The sequence below is a fragment of the Bradyrhizobium tropiciagri genome (assembly GCF_018130505.1).
Lineage (GTDB): Bacteria > Pseudomonadota > Alphaproteobacteria > Rhizobiales > Xanthobacteraceae > Bradyrhizobium > Bradyrhizobium tropiciagri_B.
The window spans coordinates 570,480-578,088 of the sequence record NZ_JAFCKH010000005.1; the positions used below are offsets into that span (position 1 = coordinate 570,480).

General features: G+C 65.1%; 6 protein-coding genes. 3 read left to right on the plus strand and 3 right to left on the minus strand.

The window, feature by feature from the left end; translation table 11 throughout:
* Positions 1-13: 13 nt before the first annotated feature.
* The 3 genes from JQ633_RS16340 to JQ633_RS16350 all read right to left on the minus strand — a co-directional run bounded on the left by JQ633_RS16340 (position 14) and on the right by JQ633_RS16350 (position 2,016).
* A complete protein-coding gene (locus JQ633_RS16340; RefSeq protein WP_211986049.1) occupies positions 14-262 on the minus strand; it encodes a hypothetical protein in 249 nt (82 codons plus the stop codon).
* A gap of 122 nt (positions 263-384) precedes the next feature.
* Positions 385-1,110 carry a Crp/Fnr family transcriptional regulator gene (locus JQ633_RS16345; protein ID WP_211986050.1) on the minus strand — a complete coding sequence of 242 codons (726 nt, stop codon included), beginning with the start codon at positions 1,108-1,110 and terminating at the stop codon, positions 385-387.
* 195 nt (positions 1,111-1,305) lie between these two features.
* Entirely contained in the window at positions 1,306-2,016 is a 711-nt protein-coding gene (locus tag JQ633_RS16350; protein ID WP_249159344.1) for a Crp/Fnr family transcriptional regulator, read from the minus strand.
* A gap of 575 nt (positions 2,017-2,591) precedes the next feature.
* On the opposite strand from JQ633_RS16350, the gene JQ633_RS16355 reads away from it, so the two are divergent.
* The 3 genes from JQ633_RS16355 to JQ633_RS16365 all read left to right on the plus strand — a co-directional run.
* On the plus strand, positions 2,592-4,190 hold the full coding sequence (locus JQ633_RS16355; protein ID WP_211986051.1) for a flagellin: 1,599 nt from the start codon (positions 2,592-2,594) through the stop codon (positions 4,188-4,190).
* Positions 4,191-4,557: 367 nt separating this feature from the next.
* The gene (locus tag JQ633_RS16360; RefSeq protein WP_211986052.1) at positions 4,558-7,269 is read left to right on the plus strand and encodes a hybrid sensor histidine kinase/response regulator; all 2,712 of its coding nucleotides are present in this window, start codon (positions 4,558-4,560) and stop codon (positions 7,267-7,269) included.
* A gap of 18 nt (positions 7,270-7,287) precedes the next feature.
* The coding region (locus JQ633_RS16365; protein WP_211986053.1) for a chemotaxis protein CheW at positions 7,288-7,609 on the plus strand (322 nt) is incomplete at its 3' end.

Here is a 7,609-nt window from a genome sequence, read left to right on the forward strand (position 1 = left end):
CGATGACGCGATCTCAGAGATAATCCTCGGTGGCGAGATACACCCGCGGCGCAGGCCGCGTCGCGGGCGCGGTCGCCTTCGGCTCGTCCGGGATGATCGTGATGATCCATGCCGGCCGGTCGCCGGAGCCGCTTTCGACGATCGAGCGCACCCGGCCGGTGATCGCGCCGTCTGCGCAGCGGGCGGTGGCGGACCGGCCGTTGAACTGGGCGATGCGGAAACGCCTGGCTTCCTTCCGGTCGGTCGTCTGATACGTGAACATCGGCTCCCCCGCGCGCGTCCAAGCAAATCTGGGGATTCAACGTTATCCGACGGTGAAGATCGCGAGCCGTAGAAGTACGGCTCGCTGGAGTTCGTGCTTCAGGCCATTAGCAGCCGCAAGGGCTAGTGGCCGTGAAGCGGCTCCTGGCCATGCAGCAGTCCGGCATACTGCGACTTGACCGTGGCGTAGCATTCGCACGCCGTCTTGGTGAGACCGTCGAGATTGGTGATCTCGATGTGTCCGCGGCTGTAATGGATGAAATTGGCCTGCTGCAGCGTATGCGCGACCAGCGAGACGCTGTTGCGACGCGCGCCGATCATCTGCGCCATCGTCTCCTGCGTCAGGATGATCTTGTTGCTGCCGGAGAGGTCGCGGATGTGCAGGAGGCAGCGCGCCAGCCGCGATTCCACGGTGTGGACCGCGTTGCAGCCGGCCGTCTGCTGGATCTGGGCGTAGACCGCAAGTCCATGCCGGATCAGCATCGCGCGCAGCGTCGGGCTCTGGCTGGCGGCCGCCCGCAACGTCGCGACGTCGATCGACGAGGCGACGCCGGGCACCAGCACCACGGCGCTGTTCAGCGAGGGGGCTTCGCCGATCCCGGCGAATGCGCCGAAGATGCTGTCGCGGCCCACCATCGCAACCTGCACACGCTCGCCTCTTGCCAGCTTGACCACCAGCGAGATCACGCCCTTGTGGGGCATGTAGGCGCGCGTGAGAATCTCGTCGGACTCGACCAGCACCGCGTCGGCGGCGAGGTCGACCGGGCGCAGATGCTGCCGGATCAATTCGAAATCGTTCGCCGGCAGCGACGAGAGGAAACCATTCGGTGATCGCAAAACTGTATCCAAAGCAACCTCCCGCCTCGCGGGCAATGCTTGTCCCTGGTCACCAAGCTAGCGTGTTCTGACGGATGCAGGCGGGCGCCCCTGCAACCCATATTGGCACGTCTGGAATTTAAGAAAAACAGGCGCATCGCGGCATACTGACGCCCAGGCTCGATTTCGCTTAACATATGTTAATGCCGCGGAAGCGCGGCGCCAACATCAACCCTCGGTCTCGGTCAGCTGCTCCGCGTGCGCCTTGACCGTCGCGTAGCATTCGCAGGCCGCCTTGCGCAGACCCTCGATGTCGATGATTTCGATATGGCCGCGGCTGTAGCGCAGGATGCCGGCCTGCTGGAAGCCGTGCGCGACGATCGAGACGGCATTGCGCCGGACCCCGATCATCTGCGCCAGCATCTCCTGGGTCAGCGGCAATGCCTGGCTGCCGCACAGGTCGCTGGCCCGCAACAGCCATCGTGACAGCCGCGCCTCGACCGGATGCGATACATTGCAGGCGACGGACTGCTGCGTCTGTGCCGCCAATGCCTGCTCGTAGCGCGCGACCAGCGTTCGAAGGCTGGCGCTGCCATGGACCGCCTCGCGGAAATCCTCCGCCCACAATGCCGAGGCGGTGCCCGGTACCACGACGATCGCATCCGCGATCAGCGGCCAGCCATGGAGCGCGGCGGATGCGCCGACGATGCTGTCGCGGCCGATGGTGGCGATCTCGACCGATTGCCCGTCGGACAGATTGACCATCAGGGAGATCACGCCGCTGTGCGGCAGATAGACCCGCTGCACCGGCGCGCCGGCCTCGGCGACGATCGTCTCCTTGGTCAGCTCGACGGTTTCGAGGAGTGGATCGAGCTGTGCGTACTCCGCCGCGGGCAGCGCTTGCAACAGACGATTGGGCGGACGCGATACCGCAGACATTGGAGCTCCTGCCGAGGGCGGGAGCACACGGTCTCGCATCACCTACTCTTGGCGCGTGGAATGAAAGCGAACATAGCTCGCCTGTCCAATTGCACAAGGGTTGTGGTGCGGAGTCTGTACCCTCTACAGGGCACACAGCCGTTACTGCGGCGGTTCGCGCGACGCCTGATGCAGATACGACACAAAAGCCGGGAACAAGCAGGCAGAGCAATCGGAGGAGTTGCAGCTTTCGGTGGTATTGGTTGATTTGCATTAACTCCTGGCACCGCTCGGCCCCGCGTCGCCAGCAGCGCGATACCTGTCCGACGCGGCGCTTCGGACTCGCTGCGCGATTACGCCGAAGCCTTGTGAAACCAGCGGAAATCCGCCGCGCCGTCGCATTCCATCGCAGTGGCGACAGCGCCAAGCCGGGCAACCGCGGCGCCCGCCCGTAGAATTACCGGACGTGCCGTCTCTGGGTATTTGTACGGAGCAGCGCTTTAACGAACGGGTAGCGCGGACGGCCCAGTGTGGCACGGACCGCCGCGCGAAACCTGCGGCGTTGCGTCAACGTGTTCATCCAGAAGGGTATCAGTATGTCCGGCATCGTTCTTTCAGCATCGGTCCGTCAGAATCTGCTTTCGCTGCAGTCGACGGCCGACCTGCTCGCCACCACGCAGAACCGCTTGTCCACCGGCAAGAAGGTCAACACCGCTCTCGACAATCCGACCAACTTCTTCACCGCGCAGTCGCTCGACAACCGCGCCAGCGACATCAACAACCTGCTGGACGGCATCGGCAACGGCGTGCAGGTGCTGCAGGCCGCCAACACCGGCATCACCTCGCTGCAGAAGCTCGTCGACAGCGCCAAGTCGGTCGCCAACCAGGCGCTGCAGGCCGCCGTCGGCTATTCGCAGAAGTCGCAGGTCACCACCGCAGCGATCACCGGCGCGACCACCGACGATATCCGCGGCACGCCCACCTACAGCAATGCCATCCTCGCTGGTACCGCCGTCAACAACAACCTGACGACGCCCGCGGCGATCACGACCGCCACCAAGCTCGTCAGCGCGACCAACGCCGACACCCTGGCGACGACCCCGACCGGTGTGATCAACGTCAACGGCAAGACGATCTCGTTCTCGACCTCGCAGACCACTGCGACGACCGATTCCGCCGGCAACGTCACCCTCGGCACCGGCGCGGGCAGCAACCTCACGGTCGGCGACCTGCTCACGGCGATCGACGGCATCACCGGCGCGACCACCGCCTCCACCATCTCGGCTGGCGCGCTGCAGATCAGCACCGGCGTCAACCAGGATCTCAACATCTCCGGCGCGGGCCTGGCCGCCTTCGGCCTTACGGCCGGAACCACGCCGCGCACGGTGGCGACCGCTTCGCCGCTGGATGGTCTGACGCTGACGATCACTCCGACCGGCAACGGCACCGCCACCAACATCACGTTCGGCAGCGGCGCCGGCCAGGTGAAGTCCCTCAACGACCTGAATAGCCGACTGGCGGCCAACAACCTGCAGGCGTCGCTCAGCGCGGGCGGTGCACTCACCATCAGCACCACCAACGATGCAGCGTCCGCGACCATCGGCACGATCGGTGGCACGGCAGCGGCTTCGGGCAAGCTGTTCAACGGCCTGGCGGGCAGCGCCCCGGTTCAGGATCCGGGCGGGCTCGCGAACCGCGCCAACCTGGTCAACCAGTACAACAACATCCTGGACCAGATCACCACGACCGCCCAGGACGCTTCCTACAACGGCATCAACCTGCTCAATGGCGATCAGCTCAAGCTGACCTTCAACGAGACGGGCTCCTCGACGCTGAAGATCCAGGGCGTCACCTTCGATGCCTCCGGCCTCAACCTCACCAAGCTGGTGGCCGGCACGGACTTCGTCGATAACGCCTCGGCCAACGCCACGTTGAAGACCCTCAACTCGGCGAGCGGCCTGCTGCGCACCCAGGCCTCGACCCTCGGTTCGAACCTGTCGATCGTGCAGATCCGCCAGGACTTCTCGAAGAACCTGATCAACGTGCTGCAGACCGGCTCGTCCAACCTGACGCTGGCCGACACCAACGAGGAAGCGGCCAACAGCCAGGCGCTGTCGACCCGCCAGTCGATCGCGGTGTCCGCGCTGGCGCTGGCCAACCAGAGCCAGCAGAGCGTGCTGCAGCTGCTCCGCTAAGCGTAGCCGCGACAGACATCACTTACGGAAGCGGCGGAGGAAACTCCGCCGCTTCTGCTTTTTGCGTGCTTTCGGCCGCTTGATTGTGTTTCACGGGTATGCTCGCAGAACGCGAGGCAGCCATGCGCAAACGGCGCTTGATCCAATTTGATTCAAGTCACGACCGCAGGCGGAACGCCGTCTTGGCTATACGGGCGACAAGTGCCCGTTCTGTCGAGACTGAAGCGGCGTCGTAAACAATCGTGCAACCATTTGAATTACCTCATCGTCCGTATTTGCACGGACGGCAAAATTAACGTCGCCGTGAAGCAGGCGGAGTTATCGATGCGAGGCGACTATTCCGTAGCACGTTAGGGGGCTGAGTCCGATGGACGATCTGTTGCGCGAGTTCCTGACGGAGAGCAGCGAGAGCCTGGACACGGTCGACAACCAGCTGGTGCAGTTCGAGCAGGATCCGAACAACGCGAAGATCCTGGATAACATCTTCCGCCTGGTGCACACGATCAAGGGCACCTGCGGCTTCCTCGGCCTGCCGCGCCTCGAAGCGCTGGCGCATGCCGGCGAGACGCTGATGGGCAAATTCCGCGACGGCATGCCGGTGCGCGCCGAGGCGGTGACGCTGATCCTGTCCTCGATCGACCGCATCAAGGAGATCCTCGCCGGCCTCGAGGCCACCGAGGCCGAGCCGGAAGGCAACGACCGCGACCTGATCGATCAATTGGAAGCGATGGTCGAGCGCGGCATGGCCGCGATGTCTGCTGAAGCGATCGATGTTGCCGATGCGCCGCCGCTTGCGCCGGAGGTGTCCGCAACACAAGACGTCACCGAGGGCACGCTGGTGGCGCAGACGCTGGAGCGTCCGCTGCGTCCGGGCGAGGTCTCGCTCGACGAGCTCGAGCGCGCCTTCCGCGAGACCGAGGCCGAAGTCGCTGCGCCCGCGCCGGTTGCCAAGCCGGCCGCTGCGACCGAGCCGGTCGAGGCTGCGAAGAAGCCGGCCCGCAAGGCCGCTGGCGAGGATGTCCAGGAAGGCGACAAGATCGCCAACCAGTCGATCCGGGTCAATGTCGACACCCTCGAACATCTCATGACCATGGTCTCCGAGCTGGTGCTGACCCGTAACCAGCTGCTGGAGATCTCTCGCCGCAACGAGGACAGCGAGTTCAAGGTGCCGCTGCAGCGGCTCTCCAACGTCACCGCCGAGCTGCAGGAGGGCGTCATGAAGACGCGCATGCAGCCGATCGGCAATGCCTGGCAGAAGCTGCCCCGCATCGTCCGCGATCTCTCCGGCGAACTCGGCAAGCAGATCGAGCTCGAAATGCACGGCGCCGACACCGAGCTCGACCGCCAGGTGCTCGACCTGATCAAGGATCCGCTCACCCACATGGTGCGCAACTCCGCCGACCATGGCCTGGAGACCACCGCCGAGCGGGTCGCCGCCGGCAAGCCCGAACAGGGCACCATTCGCCTGTCCGCCTATCACGAGGGCGGCCACATCATCATCTGCATCGCCGACAATGGCCGCGGGCTCAACACCGAGCGGATCAAGGCCAAGGCGCTCCAGAACGGTCTCGTCACCGAGGCCGAGCTGGAGAAGATGACCGAAGCGCAGATCCACAAGTTCATCTTCGCGCCGGGCTTCTCCACCGCAGCGCAGGTCACCTCGGTGTCCGGCCGCGGCGTCGGCATGGACGTGGTGCGCACCAATATCGACCAGATCGGCGGCACCATCGACATCAAGAGCGTGGCCGGCGAGGGCGCCTCGGTCACCATCAAGATCCCGCTGACGCTTGCGATCGTCTCCGCATTGATCGTGGAAGCCGGCGGCGACCGCTTTGCCATCCCGCAGCTCTCGGTGGTCGAGCTGGTGCGGGCCCGCGCCAACTCCGAGCACCGCATCGAGCGGATCAAGGACACGGCTGTGCTGCGCCTGCGCAACAAGCTCTTGCCGCTGATCCATCTCAAGAAGCTGCTGAAGATCGACGACGGCGCGGCCTCCGATCCCGAGAACGGCTTTATCGTGGTGACCCAGGTCGGCAGCCAGACCTTCGGCATCGTGGTCGACGGCGTGTTCCACACCGAGGAGATCGTGGTCAAGCCGATGTCGACCAAGCTGCGCCACATCGACATGTTCTCCGGCAACACCATCCTGGGCGATGGCGCCGTGATCATGATCATCGACCCCAACGGCATTGCAAAGGCGCTCGGCGCCTCCGGCTCGTCGGCCCATGACATGGCCGAGGACAGCGCGAGCGCCCACGCCAACAGCGGCGAGCAACTCACCTCGCTGCTGGTGTTCCGCGCCGGTTCGAGCCAGCCCAAGGCGGTGCCGCTCAGCCTCGTCACCCGGCTTGAGGAGATCGCGACCGACAAGATCGAGCTCTCGAACGGCCGCTACATGGTGCAGTACCGCGAGCAGCTGATGCCGCTGGTGCAAATGGCCAATGTCCAGGTGCAAACGCAAGGCACGCAGCCGATCCTGGTGTTCGCCGATGACGGCCGCTCGATGGGGCTCGTGGTCGACGAGATCATCGACATCGTCGAGGAGCGGCTCAACATCGAGGTCGCGGGCAGCCAGGACGGCATCCTCGGCTCGGCCGTGATCAAGGGCCAGGCCACCGAGGTGATCGACGTCGGCCACTTCCTGCCGATGGCGTTCGCCGACTGGTTCTCGCGCAAGGAGATGCGCCCCTCGGCCTCGGCGCAGTCGGTGCTGCTGGTCGACGACTCTGCCTTCTTCCGCAACATGCTGGCGCCGGTGCTCAAGGCCGCCGGCTACAAGGTGCGGACCGCGCAGAACGCCCAGGAGGGGCTGACCGTGCTGCGCTCGGGCCTGAGCTTCGACGTGGTGCTGACCGATATCGAGATGCCCGAGATGAACGGCTTCGAGTTCGCCGAGAACATCCGCTCGGACCACAATCTCAATGCGATGCCGATCATCGCGCTGTCGGCGATGGTGTCGCCGGCGGCGATCGAGCGCGGCCGGCAGGCCGGCTTCCACGACTATGTCGCCAAGTTCGACCGTCCCGGCCTGATCGCGGCGCTGAAGGAACAGACCGCCGAGATGCGGCGGGCTGCCTAACCAACGGAAACGATATCGATGACCAGCAAGACCGAAGCAGGCGAAGGTGCGATGGCCGAATACGTCACCGCGGTGATCGGCGGGCAGCTGTTCGGCCTGCCGATCTCGCGGGTGCAGGACGTGTTCATGCCGGAGCGGCTGACGCGGGTGCCGCTGGCCTCCAGCGAGATCGCCGGCGTGCTCAATCTGCGCGGCCGCATCGTCACCGTGATCGACATGCGCGCCCGGCTCGGGCTGCCGCAGGCCGAGGATGGCCAGGTGCCGATGGCGGTCGGCGTCGACCAGCGCGGCGAATCCTATGGCCTGCTGATCGACCAGATCGGCGAGGTGCTGCGGCTAG

What these genes read in the sequence shown, in the direction of transcription:
- JQ633_RS16355 (WP_211986051.1), top strand. Translation starts at nt 2,592, where the DNA reads ATGTCCGGCATCGTTCTTTCAGCATCGGTCCGTCAGAATCTGCTTTCG.
- JQ633_RS16360 (WP_211986052.1), top strand. Translation starts at nt 4,558, where the DNA reads ATGGACGATCTGTTGCGCGAGTTCCTGACGGAGAGCAGCGAGAGCCTG.
- JQ633_RS16340 (WP_211986049.1), bottom strand. Translation starts at nt 262, where the DNA reads ATGTTCACGTATCAGACGACCGACCGGAAGGAAGCCAGGCGTTTCCGC.
- JQ633_RS16350 (WP_249159344.1), bottom strand. Translation starts at nt 2,016, where the DNA reads ATGTCTGCGGTATCGCGTCCGCCCAATCGTCTGTTGCAAGCGCTGCCC.